Source organism: Agromyces sp. NPDC056389 (assembly GCF_042262385.1).
Taxonomy (GTDB): Bacteria; Actinomycetota; Actinomycetes; order Actinomycetales; family Microbacteriaceae; genus Agromyces.
The window spans coordinates 305,960-323,218 of record NZ_JBHJPN010000002.1; the positions used below are offsets into that span (position 1 = coordinate 305,960).

14 protein-coding genes are annotated in these 17,259 nt (G+C 69.8%); 5 read left to right on the forward strand and 9 right to left on the reverse strand.

Going from position 1 to position 17,259, the window contains the following annotated elements; all coding sequences use genetic code 11:
- Positions 1–3 precede the first annotated feature (3 nt).
- Positions 4–1,305 (reverse strand): hypothetical protein, encoded by a 1,302-nt coding sequence (locus ACFCVM_RS14380; protein WP_375837196.1) that lies wholly within the window; start codon positions 1,303–1,305, stop codon positions 4–6.
- A 95-nt stretch (positions 1,306–1,400) separates the two neighbouring features.
- Here ACFCVM_RS14380 and ACFCVM_RS14385 point away from each other — a divergent pair, with 95 nt between their 5' ends.
- The 3 genes from ACFCVM_RS14385 to ACFCVM_RS14395 are packed head-to-tail and all read left to right on the forward strand — an operon-like array spanning position 1,401 to position 3,926.
- Entirely contained in the window at positions 1,401–2,231 is an 831-nt protein-coding gene (locus tag ACFCVM_RS14385) for an ABC transporter substrate-binding protein (RefSeq protein WP_375837197.1), read from the forward strand.
- Positions 2,232–2,289: 58 nt separating this feature from the next.
- On the forward strand, positions 2,290–3,168 hold the full coding sequence (locus tag ACFCVM_RS14390; protein ID WP_375837198.1) for an amino acid ABC transporter permease: 879 nt from the start codon (positions 2,290–2,292) through the stop codon (positions 3,166–3,168).
- Positions 3,165–3,926 (forward strand): amino acid ABC transporter ATP-binding protein, encoded by a 762-nt coding sequence (locus ACFCVM_RS14395; RefSeq protein WP_375837199.1) that lies wholly within the window; start codon positions 3,165–3,167, stop codon positions 3,924–3,926. The genes ACFCVM_RS14390 and ACFCVM_RS14395 overlap by 4 nt, the downstream gene beginning before the upstream one ends.
- 15 nt (positions 3,927–3,941) lie before the next feature.
- Here ACFCVM_RS14395 and ACFCVM_RS14400 read toward each other — a convergent pair whose 3' ends face one another.
- Positions 3,942–4,790, reverse strand: a complete 849-nt coding sequence (locus ACFCVM_RS14400; protein ID WP_375837200.1) for an NAD(P)H-hydrate dehydratase — start codon at positions 4,788–4,790, stop codon at positions 3,942–3,944.
- Between the two features lie 23 nt (positions 4,791–4,813).
- Between ACFCVM_RS14400 and ACFCVM_RS14405 the strand changes: the two genes are divergently transcribed.
- The gene (locus ACFCVM_RS14405; protein WP_375837201.1) at positions 4,814–5,455 is read left to right on the forward strand and encodes an HAD family hydrolase; all 642 of its coding nucleotides are present in this window, start codon (positions 4,814–4,816) and stop codon (positions 5,453–5,455) included.
- 45 nt (positions 5,456–5,500) lie between these two features.
- Here the strand turns inward: ACFCVM_RS14405 and ACFCVM_RS14410 are convergent, their stop codons facing one another.
- From ACFCVM_RS14410 to ACFCVM_RS14425, 4 genes are all read right to left on the reverse strand, one after another.
- A complete protein-coding gene (locus tag ACFCVM_RS14410) occupies positions 5,501–5,935 on the reverse strand; it encodes a VOC family protein (RefSeq protein ID WP_375837203.1) in 435 nt (144 codons plus the stop codon).
- An 80-nt stretch (positions 5,936–6,015) separates the two neighbouring features.
- Positions 6,016–7,053 (reverse strand): hemolysin family protein, encoded by a 1,038-nt coding sequence (locus ACFCVM_RS14415; RefSeq protein WP_375837204.1) that lies wholly within the window; start codon positions 7,051–7,053, stop codon positions 6,016–6,018.
- Positions 7,050–8,378 carry a hemolysin family protein gene (locus ACFCVM_RS14420; protein WP_375837205.1) on the reverse strand — a complete coding sequence of 443 codons (1,329 nt, stop codon included), beginning with the start codon at positions 8,376–8,378 and terminating at the stop codon, positions 7,050–7,052. The genes ACFCVM_RS14415 and ACFCVM_RS14420 overlap by 4 nt, the downstream gene beginning before the upstream one ends.
- 136 nt (positions 8,379–8,514) lie before the next feature.
- Entirely contained in the window at positions 8,515–9,954 is a 1,440-nt protein-coding gene (locus ACFCVM_RS14425) for a GuaB1 family IMP dehydrogenase-related protein (protein ID WP_375837207.1), read from the reverse strand.
- A 140-nt stretch (positions 9,955–10,094) separates the two neighbouring features.
- On the opposite strand from ACFCVM_RS14425, the gene ACFCVM_RS14430 reads away from it, so the two are divergent.
- A complete protein-coding gene (locus ACFCVM_RS14430; protein ID WP_375837209.1) occupies positions 10,095–13,913 on the forward strand; it encodes a multifunctional oxoglutarate decarboxylase/oxoglutarate dehydrogenase thiamine pyrophosphate-binding subunit/dihydrolipoyllysine-residue succinyltransferase subunit in 3,819 nt (1,272 codons plus the stop codon).
- A gap of 75 nt (positions 13,914–13,988) precedes the next feature.
- On the opposite strand, the gene ACFCVM_RS14435 is transcribed toward ACFCVM_RS14430, so the two are convergent.
- The 3 genes from ACFCVM_RS14435 to ACFCVM_RS14445 form a co-directional block, all read right to left on the reverse strand.
- Positions 13,989–16,223: an MMPL family transporter gene (locus tag ACFCVM_RS14435; RefSeq protein WP_375837210.1), complete on the reverse strand. Its 2,235-nt coding sequence runs from the start codon at positions 16,221–16,223 to the stop codon at positions 13,989–13,991.
- Positions 16,224–16,298: 75 nt separating this feature from the next.
- Positions 16,299–16,550 (reverse strand): zf-HC2 domain-containing protein, encoded by a 252-nt coding sequence (locus tag ACFCVM_RS14440; RefSeq protein WP_375837211.1) that lies wholly within the window; start codon positions 16,548–16,550, stop codon positions 16,299–16,301.
- Positions 16,547–17,209 (reverse strand): sigma-70 family RNA polymerase sigma factor, encoded by a 663-nt coding sequence (locus tag ACFCVM_RS14445; protein WP_375837213.1) that lies wholly within the window; start codon positions 17,207–17,209, stop codon positions 16,547–16,549. Before ACFCVM_RS14445 ends, ACFCVM_RS14440 begins: the two co-directional genes overlap by 4 nt.
- Positions 17,210–17,259: the final 50 nt, after the last annotated feature.

Genomic DNA, 17,259 nt, shown 5'->3' on the forward strand with positions numbered 1-17,259 from the left:
CCTTCAGTTGTCGTCGAGGTCCATTGTGGTGCTCACGGCACCGACGTCGCGAACGGGCGACCGCCGCGACCGAGACGACCCGAGCCTCCAGAGCGAGCGGATGCCCCACACGAGCAGCACCACGAGCAGGAGCGACTTGATCGTCAGCAGGAAGACGAAGGCCGGGTCGGCGATGAGGAGCCAGCCGTACCAGTACGGGTAGATGATGTGCGTGAGGAGCGCGATCGACGCGGCCACGAGCGCCGGCACCGCGAACCGCGCCGGGCGCAGCACGAGACCGAGGATCACGGGTGCGGCGAGCCACGTCGCGAACTGCGGCGAACCGACCTTGTTCGCGAGCATGAGCACCACCACGAACGACAGCGCGAGGGGCGGCAGCAGCCGCCCGAACGCGGCGCCCCGGCGGACGGCGCGGATGCCGATCAGCACGACGACGAGCACTCCGAGCGCCATGAGCGGAGTGGTCAGTGCCGCCGCGGCATCCGCGCCCGGGCCGTCGATCTGGAAGGTGAGGATCTGGCGGTCGTAGACGATCCGCACCGATTTCGAGCCGGCGACGATCTGCCAGAGCCAGCCGACCGCGAGCGGCGCCTCGATCTGCAGACCGCGCCCGGCCTGCTCGGCGACGAAGCCGATCGCGTTCTCGCCGGCGCCCGCGAGCAGGCTCACGCCGAGGATGCCGACGCTGAGCGACACCGCGACGGTGAGCACCTCGAGCCGTCGGCGCGCCGCGATCACGAGCGCGGCGACGAGGGCCGCCGGCCAGACCTTGATCCACGCGCCGATCGTGAGCAGCACCGCCGCGACACGCGGCCGGCCGGCCGCCCAGAGCAGCCCGGTGATCGCGAACGGCACCGTGATCGCGTCGATGCGACCGAAGGCGATGGGGCCGAGCAGGGCCAGGAAGCCGAGCCACCACCAGGCCGCGATGCGGCGCGGGCGGGAGAGCCCTGCCCGGCCGATGAGCACGCCGAACGCGAGGGCGTTCAGCACCGTGACGATCGCGAGCCAGGTCTGCGCGTACCAGGCGGAACCGAACGCGAGCGCCGCGGTCATTGGTGCGAACGCGAGGATCGGGTACACCCACGGCGCATCGATGCCCATGCGCAGCCAGCCGTGCGCGGCGTTCTCGGCCCACAGCCGGTACACCGCCGTCACGTCGCCGAGCGGATAGCCGGGGGCGGCCAGGTTCAGCCAGATGAGCGCGACGTGCACGAGGGCGAAGCCCGTCCAGAGGGCGGCCCGGGAGCCGAGGAATCGGCGGGTGCGGTGAGCGGATGCCTCGCGCCGTACCCCGTCCGTCATGGCGACGAGCCTAGCCGAGCGTCACATTCCGCCACGCGCCGCCCGACCGGCAGTGGCATCCGCAATGCTGGAGGCACACCCGTACGGAGGCCACCATGACCCGACGCTCCCTCACCGCGATCATCGTCGCGGCATCAGCGACCCTCGCACTCGCCGGTTGCGCCGGCGGCGCAGGCGATGCCTCGGGCGGCGGCGACTACGTGACCGAGGGCAAGTTCACGATCGCGACGGGCGAGCCGGCGTACTTCCCGTGGGTGCTCGACGACGCCCCCGAATCGGGCGAGGGCTTCGAGGCCGCGGTCGCCTACGCCGTGGCCGACGAACTCGGCTTCTCCGCCGACGACGTCGTCTGGGTCCGCTCCACCTTCGAGCAGGCCATCGCCCCCGGGCCGAAGGACTTCGACGTCAACCTGCAGCAGTTCTCGATCACCGACGAACGCGAGCAGAACGTCGACTTCTCATCGCCGTACTACGAGACCACGCAGGTCGTCATCACCGTCGACTCCTCGCCGGCGGCGGCGGCGACCTCGATCGCCGACCTGAAAGACCTCCTCGTGGGCGCGCAGACGGGCACGACGAGCTTCGACGCCGTCGAAGAGGTCATCGCCCCGACCGCGGGCGCACAGGTCTTCAACACCAACGACGACGCCAAGCTCGCGCTCCAGAGCGGCACGGTCGATGCGATCGTGGTCGACCTGCCGACCGCGTTCTACCTCACGGGCGTCGAACTCGACGGCGGCAGGATCATCGGCCAGCTCCCGGCGACCGCTGGCGGCGGCGACGCATTCGGTCTCGTGCTCGCCAAGGGCTCGCCGCTCACCGCCGACGTCACGGCAGCCGTCGACGCACTCCGCGAGCGCGGCACGCTCGACGAGCTCGCCGCCGAGTGGCTGGGCGGCGAGGGCGGCGCGCCCGTCCTCGAGTGACGCCGTGCTCCGAACCACGGATGCCGCGGCATCCGCAGACCGCCGATAACGTGAATCCGTGACCGACACGACCGACCCCCGCGACGCGTCGACGGCATGGCGGCCGAGCGCGCTCGAGCTCGAGCGGCGCGCGTTCCGGAAGCGCCAGACGGGTCGCTCCGTGCTCGTGAGCGCACTGTCGACGATCGTGCTCGCGGGACTCCTCGCATGGGCGCTCATCGGCTCGCCGGGCTGGGCGCAGGTGCAGCAGACGTTCTTCGATCCGGCGGTCGCGCTCGCATCGCTCCCCCGCATCCTCGAGGGCCTGTGGCTGAACATCCAGGTGCTCGTCGCAGCGAGCATCGGCGTCGTGGTCTTCGGCCTGCTGCTGGCCACGCTCCGCACGCTGCGAGGCGCGGTGTACTTCCCGCTGCGGGCACTCGCGGCCGGCTACACCGACCTCTTCCGCGGCATGCCGCTCATCATCGTGCTCTACCTGATCGGCTACGGCGTACCGGGCCTCGACTTCTTCCCCCGCGTGCCCGTCGCCGTGCTGGGTGCGATCGCCCTCATCCTCACCTATTCGGCATACGTCTCCGAGGTGTTCCGCTCCGGCATCGAGGCGGTGCATCCGTCGCAGCGCCTCGCGGCACGATCGCTCGGGCTCAGCCACGGGCAGACCATGCGGCGCATCGTGCTGCCGCAGGCGTTCCGCAAGGTGACGCCCGCCCTCATGAACGACTTCGTCGCCATGCAGAAGGACGTCGGCCTGATCTCGGTGCTCGGGGCCGTCGACGCCGTGCGGGCGGCGCAGATCGAGACGGCGCACTACTTCAACTTCACGCCCTACGTCGTGGCGGGCCTCCTCTTCGTGCTGCTCGCCTGGCCGATGATCCGGCTCACCGACTGGGTATCGGCGCGCATGCGGGCTCGCGAGCAGGTCGGGAGCATCGTATGAACGCGCCATCCGCCTCGGTCGCCGAGCCGGTGCTCCGGCTCCGTGGCGTTCGGCGTGCGTTCGGCGATCACCTCGTGCTCGACGGCATCGACCTCGATGTCGCGGCCCACGAGGTCGTCGCGCTCGTCGGTGCGAGCGGATCGGGCAAGTCGACACTCCTCCGCACGATCAACCTCGTCGAGCGCATCGACGACGGTGAGATCCTGCTCCGCGGGCGCGACGTCAGCGACCCGCGCGTCGACGCCGACGGCGTGCGGGCGCGCATCGGCGTGGTCTTCCAGCACTACAACCTCTTCCCGCATCTCAGCGTGCTCGACAACGTGACGCTCGCGTCGCGCCTCGTGCACCGCGTGCGCCGCGCCGAGGCCGAGCGCCAGGGCCTCGAACTGCTCGCCTCGATCGGGCTTGCCGACTTCGCCCGGGCGTTCCCCGACCGACTGTCGGGCGGCCAGCAGCAGCGCGCGGCGATCGTGCGCGCGATCGCGACGGGCCCCGAGCTCCTCCTGCTCGACGAGGTGACGAGCGCGCTCGACCCCGAGCTCGTCGGCGAGGTGCTCGCCCTCGTGCGCTCGCTCGCCGACGGCGGCACGACGATCGTCATGGCCACGCACGAGATGGCCTTCGCACGCGAGGTCGCCGACCGTGTCGTCTTCCTCGACGCCGGCCGGATCATCGAGGACGCCCCCGCGCGGCAGTTCTTCGAGTCGCCCCGCGAAGAGCGCACCCGCGAATTCCTCGCGAGGTTCCTCGCCGACTGACGCCTGCCGAGCCGCTCAGTGCGCGAGCAGGGCCCCGATGACGGGCGGAATCGCCTCGGCGATGTCGAGCGCCGTGATCGGTCCGCCGTCGACTGCGGCCGTCGCGCGCCTCGCGGCCTCGCCGTGCACCCACGCAGCGGTCGCCGCGAGCACGGTCAGCACTTCGGCGTCCGCCGCGATCCGCTCATGGTGCGTGGCGACGAGCGCTCCGAGGATCCCACCGAGCACGTCGCCGGTGCCGGCCGAAGCCAGCCAGTGCGTCGGAGCCGTGATCGTGTAGCGGCCGCCGTCGGGATCGCAGACGTGGGTCACCGCGCCCTTCAGCAGCACGGCGACGCCGAGTTCCCTCGCCGCCCTGAGCGCCCAATCCGCGGGGGCCGAACGCACCTGCGCGATGGTCGTGTCGATCTCGCGGGAAGCGAGCAGCGCAGCGAGCTCCCTGGCGTGCGGCGTGATCACCGTGGGCGCGGTGTGCGTGCCGACGAGGTCGAGCGCGCCGGCGTCGAGCACGACCGGCAGGCCGGACGCGAGCGAACCCTGCAGGTCTCCGAGCAGCATGAACGAGCGGCGCCCCGGGTCGATGCCGGAGCCGATCAGCCAGGCCTGCACACGGCCGGGCGCGGTGACGGTCTCAGGTCGACGTGCGAGCACCGCGGTGCGCACGGCCCGGGGACCGGTGTAGCGCACCATGCCGAGGCCGGCACGGTGCGCGGCCTCGACGGCCAGGACCGCCGCGCCCGGGTAGTCGGGGGAACCCGCCACGATGCCGAGCACGCCGCGCGAGTACTTGTCGTCATCGGCGACCGGCGCGACGACCCACTTCCGCGCATCGACGGCGGTCCATTCCTGCCACGACATATCCATGCTCCAACGATAGGTTGAGGTGGATGACTCCGACAGTTCCCGCACCGATCAGCCTCTCCCCTCGCGTCGTCGTGTTCGACTACGGGGAGGTCATCTCGCGGGAGCCCACCGATGCCGATCGCGCGGCCCTCGTCGAACGGGCCGGTGCGACGGCGGCCCCCGAGCCGTTCTGGGCGTCGTACTGGGCGCACCGCCTGGGCCTCGACCGGGGCACCACCTCGATCGCCGAGTACTGGCACGCCGTCGCGGCCGACCTCGGGGCGGAGTGGAATGCGATCGACGTGCACGAGCTCTGGGCTCTCGACCATCGCGGGTGGCTCTCGGTCGACCCGGGCACCCTCGGCGTGCTGCACGCCCTCGCGGCGGGAGGCACGCGCCTGGCACTGCTCTCGAACGCCGGGGCGGACTTCTCGGGCTGGCTGCGCAACGGCTCGTTCGCACCGCTCTTCGAGCGCGTGTTCGTCAGCGGCGAGCTGCACCTCGTCAAGCCCGACGCCGCGATCTACGAGCTCGTCATCGACGAACTCGGCATCGCGGCCTCCGACTTCGTCTTCATCGACAACAAGGCGGAGAACGTCGAGGGCGCGAAGGCCGTCGGCGGCGACGGGCACGTCTTCACGGACGCCGCAGCACTCGAGGCATGGCTCCGCGACCTCGCCGCCTGACCACGACCGGCGCAGCGAGACGACGGCTCGGAGGCGGTGACCGGATCAGGTCATTCCCGATGCGGCGGCCCGCATCTTCATGGCCATCTCCATCATCTGCGGGGCCACCTGCCCGATGGCGAAGATGTTGCCCTCACTGTCGCTGAACCACGCGCTGCGCTCCTCGCCGATCTCGGCGACGCCGTCGACCGTCTTCAGGCCGGGCATGTCGTAGTCGTGGAATACGACCCCGTGCGTGCGCAACTGCGTCATGTCGCGGTCGAGGTCGTCGGTCATGAGGTTCAGCGACGTGTTCTTCGCAGTGCCTGCGAAGTCGCTCCGATACACCATCACGCCCGTGCCGCCGATGTCGTAGAACAGGGCCTCTCCCTCCTCATCCTCGTACACGGGGTCGCGGCCGAGCACGTCGTGCCACCACTGCTTGGCACGTGCGGTGTCGGAGGCCGCGAGCACGGCCGTCGCCATGAGCTTCTCAAACATGATGATTCCTCGGTTCTTCGGATCGGCGTCAGTCTACGCCGACCCGAAGATGGCCGTGCCGACGATTCCGAGGTCGCCCGTCAGCCGCGCCTGGTGGCGTCCTGCACCTCTCCGACGAGCTCCTCGATGATGTCCTCGAGGAAGATCACACCGGTCGTCGTGCCGTCCTCGTCGAATGCCCTGGCCACGTGCGTGCCGAGGCGGCGCATCGTCGCGAGCGCGTCTTCGAGGTCGGTGCCGGCGAAGATCGACACGAGGCGGCGAACCCGCTTGGCCGGGATCGGATCGTCGAACTCGTCGTCGTCGAGGTCGATCACGTCCTTCAGGTGCACATAGCCGTCGGGCTCCCCCGACTCGTCGAGGATCGGATAGCGCGAGAACCCGCGACGGGCCACGGCGCGCTCGACGTCGGCCGGCGTCGCCCCGGGCGGCAGGCTGACGAGCGATTCGAGGGGCACCGCGACATCCTGCACCCGCTTGGTCGTGAACTCGAAGGCGGCGGTCAGCGTGCCGCTCGCGTCGTCGAGCACGCCCTCGCGACGCGACTGGTGCACGATCGTCTGCACCTCTTCGAGCGTGAAGGTCGAGTTCGCCTCGTTCTTCGGCTCGACGCCGAAGAGCCGGAGCACGCCGTTGGCGGTGGCGTTCAACGCGACGATGATCGGCTTGAAGATGCGGGCGAGGAAGACGAGCGGCGGCGCGAGCAGCAGCACGGCACGGTCGGGCACCGAGAACGAGAGGTTCTTCGGCACCATCTCGCCGAACACGACGTGCAGGTACGACACGAGCACGAGCGTCACGATGAACGCGATCGTCGAGACGACCTCGGCCGACCAGCCGGTGAGGTGCAGCGGCACCTCGAGCAAGTGGTGGATCGCCGGCTCCGACACGTTCAGGATGAGCAGCGAGCAGATCGTGATGCCGAGCTGGCTCATCGCGAGCATGAGCGTCGCATGCTCCATCGCCCACAGGGCGGTCTTGGCGCTGCGCTTGCCCTGCTCGGCGAGCGGTTCGATCTGCGATCGCCGCGCCGAGATGACCGCGAACTCCGCGCCGACGAAGAAGGCGTTCGCGATCAGCAGCACGATCAGCCAGGCGATGCCGGCCCAGTCGCTCATCGTTGCCCCCCGTCGATGTCATCGGCTTCGGGCGGCGGGTTCGGCACGAACCGCACGCGGTCGATGCGGCGCCCGTCGAGTCGCTGCACGACGAGCGTGCCCTCGTCGATGAGCACCTCGTCGCCGACGACGGGCAGTCGCCCGAGCTCGGCCATGACGAATCCGGCCACGGTCTCGTAGTCTCCGTTCTCTGGCACGCGGATGCCGGTGCGCTCGAGCAGTTCGTCGGGTCGCAGTATTCCCGGGAAGCTCACGTCGTCGCCGCGGCGGACGATGCCGGCCCGCGTGCGGTCGTGTTCGTCGGCGACCTCGCCGACGAGCTCTTCCACGAGGTCTTCGAGCGTCGCGACACCCGCGGTGCCGCCGTACTCGTCGACGACGACGGCCATCTGGTAGCCGCGGCCGCGGAGTTCCTCGAGGAGCGTGTCGAGCTTCATCGTCTCGGGCACGCGCAGCGCATCGGACTGCAGCGCCGATGCCGGCACCTCCGAGCGCTTCTCGCGCGGGACCGCGACGGCCTGCTTGACGTGCACGAGGCCGACGACGTCGTCGAGGTTCTCGTCGTAGACCGGGAAGCGCGAGTAGCCGGTCGTGCGCGCGAGCTCGAGCACGGCCTCGGCCGGCTCCTGCCGCTGCACGGCGGCGACACGAGGTCGCGGGGTCATGACGTCTGACGCATCGTGGTCGGCGAAGCGCAGGGTGCGGCCGAGGAGCGTCGCCGTGTCCTGCTCCAGCATGCCCGCACTCGCCGAACGGCGCACGAGCGATGAGAGCTCCTCGGCCGATCGTGCGCCGGAGAGCTCCTCCTTCGGCTCGATGCCGACGGCGCGGAGCAGCCCGTTGGCGCTGCCGTTGAGCAGGGTGATGGCGGGCCGGAACACCCACGTGAACGCCGTCTGGAACGGCATCACGAACTTCGCGGTCGCGAGCGGGAGTGCGAGCGCGAAGTTCTTCGGCACGAGCTCGCCGATCACCATCGACAGGAGGGTCGCCACGACGATCGCGGTGATCGTGCCGATGGGGCGCACGAACGCGTCGGGCACGCCGATCGCGGTGAGCGGCCCGGTGAGGAGCGACGAGATCGCCGGCTCCATCGTGTATCCGGTGAGCAGCGTGGTCAGCGTGATGCCGAGCTGCGCACTCGACAGGTGCGTCGAGGTGATCTTCAGCGCCGAGATGGTGAGTGCGAGCTTCGTCTCACCCCTCGCGCGCCGCGCCTCGAGGTCGGCCCGGTCGAGATTGACGAGCGCGAACTCACTGGCGACGAACAAGCCCGTGCCGATCGTGAGGAGGAGTCCGATGCCGAGGAGTATCCACTCAGACATCGCCACCTCCGCGAGCAGTCACGGGCGGGGGTCTATGACCTGGGGCAGCGGCAGAGGGAGGATCGTCCATTGTCGCCTCAGTATATCGGCGCGTTCTGTGCGATCGCCCGGATGCGGGCGGAGCGTCGCACGGGTCTCACCAACTGACCGGCAGCGCCTTGCCCTCCTCGTATCCGGCCGCCGACTGGATGCCGACGAGCGCGCGGTCGCGGAACTCCTCGAGCGTACGTGCACCGGCATACGTGAACGAGCTGCGCACTCCCGAGGTGATCATGTCGAGCAGGTCCTCGATCGAGGGCCGCAGCGGATCGAGCGAGATCGCCGACGAGGAGATGCCCTCGGCGAACAGCTCCTTGCGCGCGAGCTCGTACGGCGAGAGACGGTCGAACCGCTCGCGCACGGCCTTCGTCGACGCCATGCCCCAGCTCTCCTTGTACAGGCGGCCGGATGCATCGTGCCGCAGCAGGCCCGGAGCCTCGATCGTGCCCGCGAACCAGGACCCGATCATGACCGAGGCAGCGCCGGCGGCGAGCGCGAGCGCGACATCCCGGGGGTAGCGCACCCCGCCGTCGGCCCACACGGTCGCACCGAGCTCCCGGGCGGCCTCCGCCGTCTCGAGCACCGCCGAGAACTGCGGGCGGCCGACCGCGGTCATCATGCGCGTCGTGCACATGGCGCCGGGGCCGACACCCACCTTCAGCACGTCGGCACCCGCTTCGACGAGGTCGGCGACCGCGTCGGCGGTCACGATGTTGCCGGCGACGATCGGGATGTCGAGGCCGAGGTCGCGCACGATCGACACGGCGCGGAGCATGCCCTCCTGATGCCCGTGCGCGGTGTCGATGACGAGCATGTCGACCCCGGCGGCGGCGAGGGCCGTCGCCTTCGCCGCGACGTCGCCGTTGATGCCGACCGCGGCGGCGACCCTCAGCCGTCCGTCGGCGTCGACGTTCGCTTCGTAGATCGTGCCGCGCAGCGCGCTCCGGCGGCTGAGCGTGCCGACCACCCGCCCGTGCTCGAGCACGGGGGCGAATTCGAGCTCCGCCTCGACCATGAGGTCGAAGGCCCGGCGCGGCGTCGACACGTCGTCGGCGTCGAGCGAGGCGAGTCCGCCGTGCACGAGGTCGCCGAGCCGCGCATCGGGCAACGCCGTCGCGAGCCGCTCGGCCGGGATGCATCCGACGTACTCGCCGCGGGAGTCGTGCAGCACGATGCCGTGGCCCGTGATGGGCGGCAGCACTTCGAGGGCGTCGGCGGCCGAGGCATCCGGACTGAACTCGTGCGGAGTGTCGAAGCGGGGCGACTGCGCCTTGACCGTGCGGATCGCCTCGTCGAGATCCTGCAGGTGCATGTCCTGCGGCAGCACCCCGAGTCCGCCCCGTCTGGCGAGCGTCGCCGCGAGGCGCGGCCCGGTGATCGAGTTCATGTTCGCCGACACGAGCGGGATGGAGGCGCCCGAACCGTCATCGGGTGCGAGCGAGACGTCGAGACGGCTCGTGACCGCGGAACGACTCGGAACGAGGAACACGTCCGAGTAGGTGAGGTCGTGGCTGGGTGTCGTCCGGTAGAACTCCATGTCGCCACGCTACCGCCGCGCCGTGCTCGGGGCCCCATTCAGGGGATTAGGCTGGGAGGCGGTGATTCGTCATGCCCGCGCGTATGGCGAGACCGCGAAGCAGGTAATCCAGCATCAATGGAGAGAGTGGGCGAGAGGCTGTGTCGAGCCAATTGACCGGGTCGGGATCCGACGAGACGACGTCGGGCGAATACGGAGCCAATGAATGGCTCGTCGACGAGATGTACGAGAAGTTCCTCGTCGATCCCCAATCGGTCGACAAGACCTGGTGGCCGGTGCTCGAGCACTACCGCCAGGTGAAGACCGAGGGCGGCGACCCATCGAACAGTGCGCCGGCGACGGATGCCGCGGCGGCGACGCCCCCGGCCGACGCCGCGCCCGCTGCACCTGCGGCGCCCGCTGAGGCCGCTGCACCCGCTGAGGCCGCTGCAATCGCAGACCCCTCCGCGGCCGCAGCATCGGCTGCCGAGCCCACGGCGCCGTCCACGGCCCCGGTGCCCGTCATCGGGCAGACCCCGGCCGCGCGCACGACCTCGGTCGCCCCCCGCACGCAGCCCGTGCCTGCCGACGTGCCGGTCACGAGCCCGCAGCCCATCGTGGCCGACGCTCCGAAGGAAGACGAGGTCGTCACCCTCAAGGGCATGCCGAAGGCGCTCGCGGCCAACATGGACGCCTCGCTCACCGTGCCGACCGCCACGAGCGTCCGCACGATCCCGGCGAAGCTCATGATCGACAACCGCATCGTGATCAACAACCACCTGCGGCGTTCGCGCGGCGGCAAGATCTCCTTCACCCACCTCATCGGCTGGGCGCTCATCCAGGCGCTCAAGGAGTTCCCGAGCCAGAACGTCTACTACGCCGAACCCGACGGCAAGCCGAGCCTCGTCAAGCCCGCGCACATCGGCCTCGGCATCGCGATCGACATCCCGAAGCCCGACGGCACCCGCGCCCTGCTCGTGCCCGCGATCAAGCGCGCCGAGACGATGACGTTCAACGAGTACCTCGCAGCCTACGAAGACCTCGTGCAGCGCGCCCGCCAGAACAAGCTGAAGGCCGACGACTTCGCCGGCGCGACGGTCTCCCTGACCAACCCCGGCGGCATCGGCACCGTGCACTCGGTGCCCCGCCTCATGAAGGGTCAGGGCTGCATCATCGGCGCCGGCGCCCTCGAGTACCCCGCCGAGTTCCAGGGCGCGTCCGAGAAGACGCTCGCCCACCTCGCGATCGGCAAGACGATCACGCTGACGTCGACCTACGACCACCGCGTCATCCAGGGAGCCGGCTCGGGCGAGTTCCTGAAGAAGGTGCACGAGCTGCTCCTCGGCCAGCGCGGCTTCTACGAGAACCTGTTCGCCGCGCTCCGCCTCCCCTACGAGCCCATCCGCTGGGCACCCGACATCTCGGTCGACATCGCGAGCGCGATCGACAAGACCGCTCGCGTGCAGGAGCTCATCAACGCGTTCCGCGTGCGCGGGCACCTGATGGCCGACATCGACCCGCTCGAGTACGTGCAGCGCTCCCACCCCGACCTCGACATCGCGAGCCACGGCCTGACCTTCTGGGACCTCGATCGCGAGTTCGTCACCGGCGGCTTCGGCGACAAGCGCACCGCGCAGCTGCGCGACATCCTCGGCGTGCTCCGCGACTCGTACTGCCGCACCATCGGCATCGAGTACATGCACATCCAGGACCCGGTGCAGCGCAAGTGGATCCAGAACGAGGTCGAGCGCAGCTACGAGAAGCCGACGCACGACGAGCAGATGCGCATCCTCGGCAAGCTCAACGAGGCCGAGGCGTTCGAGACCTTCCTGCAGACGAAGTACGTCGGCCAGAAGCGCTTCAGCCTCGAGGGCGGCGAGTCGGTCATCCCGCTGCTCGACGAGATCCTGCAGGGCGCCGCGAAGGAGGGCCTCGACGAGGTCGCCATCGGCATGGCCCACCGCGGTCGCCTCAACGTGCTCACGAACATCGCCGGCAAGACGTACGGCCAGGTGTTCCGCGAGTTCGAGGGCACCCAGCAGTCGAAGGGCTTCTCGGGTTCGGGCGACGTCAAGTACCACCTCGGCACCCAGGGCACCTTCACCGCAGACGACGGGCACCAGATCCCCGTCTCGCTCGCGGCGAACCCCTCGCACCTCGAGGCGGTCGACGGCGTGCTCGAGGGCATCGTGCGCGCCAAGCAGGACCGGAAGCCGATCGGCACGTTCTCGACGCTGCCGATCCTCGTGCACGGCGACGCGGCGATGGCCGGTCAGGGTGTCGTGCTCGAGACGATGCAGATGTCGCAGCTCCGCGGCTACCGCACCGGCGGCACCATCCACGTCAACATCAACAACCAGGTCGGATTCACCACGGTGCCGGGCGACGCCCGCTCGTCGATCTACTCGACGGATGTCGCCAAGACCATCCAGGCGCCGATCTTCCACGTGAACGGCGACGACCCCGAGGCCGTCGTGCGCGTCGCGGAACTCGCGTTCCGCTACCGCCAGGAGTTCAAGCGCGACGTCGTCATCGACCTCGTCTGCTTCCGGCGACGCGGCCACAACGAGGGCGACGACCCGTCGATGACCCAGCCCCTGATGTACAACCTCATCGAGGCGAAGCGCTCGGTGCGCAAGCTCTACACCGAGGCCCTCGTCGGTCGCGGCGACATCACCGAGGCCGAGTACGAAGAGGCGCACCGCGACTTCCAGGACCGCTTGGAGCGGGCCTTCGCCGAGACGCACGCCGCACAGACCGGGGCGATCCCGATCATCGGCGCGACCGAGTCGACGGCGCCGGCGGAGCCGGTCTCGGGCGAACTCGAGACCACGGGCGTCTCGACCGAGGTCGTGCACGCCATCGGCGACGCATTCAACAACAAGCCCTCGGGCTTCACGGTGCACCCGAAGATCCAGCAGCTCCTGACGAAGCGCCTCGACATGAGCCGCAACGGCAAGGTCGACTGGGGCTTCGGCGAGCTGCTCGCCCTCGGCTCCCTGCTCCTCGAAGGCACCCCGGTGCGCTTCGCCGGTCAAGACGCCCGTCGCGGCACGTTCGTGCAGCGTCACGCCGTGCTGCACGACCGGGTCAACGGCCAGGAGTGGCTGCCGCTGCAGAACCTCTCCGAGAACCAGGCACGGTTCTGGATCTACGACTCGCTGCTCTCCGAGTACGCGGCGATGGGCTTCGAGTACGGCTACTCGGTCGAACGGGCCGATGCCCTCGTCATGTGGGAGGCGCAGTTCGGCGACTTCGCGAACGGCGCGCAGACCATCATCGACGAGTTCATCTCCTCGGCCGAGCAGAAGTGGGGCCAGCGCTCGAGCGTCGTGCTCCTGCTCCCGCACGGCTACGAGGGCCAGGGCCCCGACCACTCGAGCGCCCGCATCGAGCGGTACCTGCAGCTCTGCGCCGAGAACAACATGACGGTGGCGCGTCCGTCGACGCCCGCGTCGTACTTCCACCTCCTGCGCCGTCAGGCCTACGCCCGGCCGCGGCGCCCCCTGGTGGTCTTCACCCCGAAGGCGATGCTGCGCCTGCGGGGTGCCACGAGCGAGGTCGCCGACTTCACGAGCGGCCGCTTCGAACCGGTCATCGACGACGCCCGCATCACCGACAAGGCCGCGGTCAAGCGCGTCGTGTTCGTCTCGGGCAAGATCTACTACGACCTGGTGGCCGAGCTCGAGAAGCAGCAGAACACCGAGGTCGCACTCGTGCGCCTCGAGCAGCTCTACCCGCTGCCCGCCGGCGAGCTGAAGGACGTCGCGGAGTCGTACCCCAACGCCGAGCTGATGTGGGCTCAAGACGAGCCCGAGAACCAGGGCGCGTGGCCGTACTTCATCATCGAGACGAACAAGCTCGGCGACCGGCCGGTGCGCGTCGTCGCGCGAACGGCCGCGGCCTCCCCCGCCACCGGTTCCGCGAAGCGGCACGCCACCGAGCAGGCTGAGCTCGTGCGGACCGCGACGACGCTCTAGCCGGCACGGCACGGACGAACGAACGAAGCGAGCGGATGCCCCGGGGCATCCGCTCGCTTCGTCGTTACCGGCCGCTCAGTCCTTGCCGCGACCGAGTCGACTCGGCCACCAGATGGCCCGGCCGATGTCGTATGCGAGCGCGGGCACGAGGAGCGTGCGCACGAGGAAGGTGTCGAGCAGTACGCCGAAGGCGACGATGAACGAGATCTGCGCGAGGAACAGGATCGGCAGCACGCCGAGCGCCGCGAACGTCGCCGCGAGCACGAGACCGGCGGAGGTGATCACACCGCCGGTGAGCCGCACACCCCGGATGATGCCGGAGCGGGTGCCGAATCGGAGGGATTCCTCGCGCACCCGGGTCATCAGGAAGATGTTGTAGTCGACGCCGAGGGCGACGAGGAACACGAACCCGAAGAGCGGCACCGACGGGTCCGCCCCGGGGAAGTGGAACACATGCTCGAACACGAGTGCCGAGACGCCGAGCGCCGCCGTGAACGAGAGCACCACGCTGCCGATCAGGATGAGCGGCGCCACGATCGACCGCAGCAGGAGCATCAGGATCACGAGGATCGCGGCGAGCACGAGCGGGATGACGAGCGTGCGGTCGGCGATCGCTGCCGCGTTCGTGTCGAGCGCGACCGCGGTCTGCCCGCCCACGAGCACGTCGGTGCCGACCTCGTCGAGGTTCGAACGGAGCTGCTCGACCGTGGCCTCCGCCTCGAGGGAGTCCGACGGATCGGTGAGGGTGACCTGCAGCTGCACCTCGCCGTCGACGACGGTCGGCGCGGGCGCAGGCGTGCCGGGCGGACCGAACGCCTCGATGCCGTCGCTCGTGACCGGCGCGGTACCGGCCGGCGAGTCGGCGCTCACCACGGCGACGGAGTCGACGCCCCCCGTGTCGAGCGAGACATCCGCCATCTGCTGCAGCTCGTCTTCAGGGCCGATCACGATCGCCGGCGTGCCCGACCCCGCCGGGAAGTGCTCGCCGAGCATCGCCTGGCCGTCGCGCGCCTGCGACTCGCCCAGCACGAACTCGCTCGAGGCGACGCCGTCGGCGTCGAGCTGCGCGAGGCCGAGCGACATGGCGCCGAGCGCCAGCACCGACACGATCCAGACGGTGCGCGGACGCTTCGAGACGAGTCGGCCGACGCCGGCCCAGATGCCGCGATCGGGCAGGTCGGCCTCGTCGGGCGCCGACGCGTCGACGACGCCTGCCGCGTGGCGGGCGTGCACCTCGGTCGCGTCGCCGACGTGGGCGACCTTCCTCGGCCAGAAGGCGGCGCGCCCTGCCCAGAGGAGCAGCGCGGGCAGGAGGGTCAGCGCGGCGAGCACGGCGAACACGATGCCGATCGCCGCGACCGGCCCGAGCACCTTGTTCGACGTCAGCTCGCTCACGAGCAGGATCAGGAGCCCGACGATGACCGTGCCGCCCGAGGCCACGATCGGCTCCCACGAACCCTTGAGCGCCGCCCATGTCGCATCCCACTTGCGCTCGTGACGCGCCAGCGTCTCGCGGTAGCGCGAGATGTAGAGCAGTGCGTAGTCGGTGGCCGCGCCGATCACGAGGATGAACAGGATGCCCTGGGTCTGCCCCGAGAGCAGCAGGATGTCGGCGCGTGCGAGCGCCACGACCGTGAACACCGAGGCGCAGAGCGCAGTGAGGCTCGTGAAGAGCACGATGAACGGGAGGAGGGGCGAGCGGTACACGACGATGAGGATGAGGAACACCGCAGCGAGGGCGACCGCCAGCAGGAGTCCGTCGATTCCGCTGAACGCGGCGGAGAGATCGGCGGTGAAGCCCGCCGGGCCGGTGACGGCTGCCGTCGTGCCGTCGACGGGGTTGTCGGCCAGCACCTCGCGTACTTCCGCGACGATCTCGGCCGGCTTCTCGCCGCCGTCGACCTTCTCGATCGGCAGGATCATCTGCACCGCGGCGCCGTCGTCAGAGGGCAGCACCGGCGACGCACCGTCGGCGTTCACGCCGTCGACCGCGAGCAGTTCGTCCCTCAGATCGTCGATCGCCGCGAGCTGGCCCTCGTCGAGCCTCTCGTCGCCCGCGATCACGACGATCGCCGGGATGTCCTCGGAGTCGCGGAACCCCTCCTGCAGCTCGGTCACCTCGGTCGCCTCGGCCGAAGCGGGCAGGAACTGGGCCTGATCGTTCGTCGACACGTCGCTCAGCGAGCCGAACGCGGCACCGCCGGCGCCGAACAGGGCGAACCAGATGAGAATGAGGGCGGCGGGAATGGTGACGCGCAGCCACGTGGGCACGCGTCGCTTCACCGTTCGGTCGTCGGAGTTGTCGATCACATCGTCGACGCTACGGGTCGACCGTCGTCGCCCGCATCGAACGAACGATTGAGTGGTGCGGTCGGCTCGCCCCGGTCAACCGACGGTGTGCGTCGACTGGTACAGCCGGATCTGCGTGAGCACCTGCACGCGGAGCTGCTCGGGCGCGCTCTCGCGGCATGCGCGCTGCACGACCTCGGTGATCGCCACGCCCACGCGAAGCTCCGCCTGGCAGTCTGCGCAGTTCGCGACGTGGTCGCGGATGTCGGTGGCATCCGCCGCCCGCAGCTCGTTGTGCAGGTACTCCTCGAGTTCGGCCCTCGCCTTGTCGCAGCCGCAGTCGGTCATTTCGTGCTCCTGGTGGGTTTGGCCGTCTTCGCTCCCGCGGCGAATCCCTGTTCGCGGGCGTAGTCGGCGAGGGATTCGCGGAGCAGGCGCCTGCCACGATGCAGGCGGCTCATCACGGTCCCGATGGGGGTGTTCATCATGTCGGCGATCTCCTGGTAGGAGAAGCCCTCGACGTCGGCGAAGTACACCGCGAGGCGGAAGTCTTCCGGCAGCGCCTGCAGCGCGTCTTTCACTGCGCTGTCGGGAAGATGGTCGATCGCCTCGGCCTCGGCCGAACGGCTCGCCCGAGCGGTGGTCGACTCGGCGCCGCCGAGCTGCCAGTCCTCGAGGTCGTCGATCGTGCCCTGATAGGGCTCGCGCTGCTTCTTGCGGTAGCTGTTGATGAAGGTGTTCGTGAGGATCCGGTACAGCCACGCCTTCAGGTTGGTGCCCTGGGTGAACTGCCCGAACGCGGCGAACGCCTTGACGAACGTCTCCTGCACGAGGTCCTGCGCGTCGGCCGGGTTCTTCGTCATGCGCAGCGCGGCCGCATAGAGCTGGTCGAGGAACGGCAGCGCCTGTTCCTCGAAGAGCTCGGTGAGCGGACGTGCGGTCGGTTCCGCTTCGGGAGCCTCGGCCACTGGGTCGTTCGGCGTCGCATCGATCTGATCGGCAGTCATCACCGGCAATCCTAGATCGTCGACCCCTGCGACCGCGGGGCGTTCGAGTA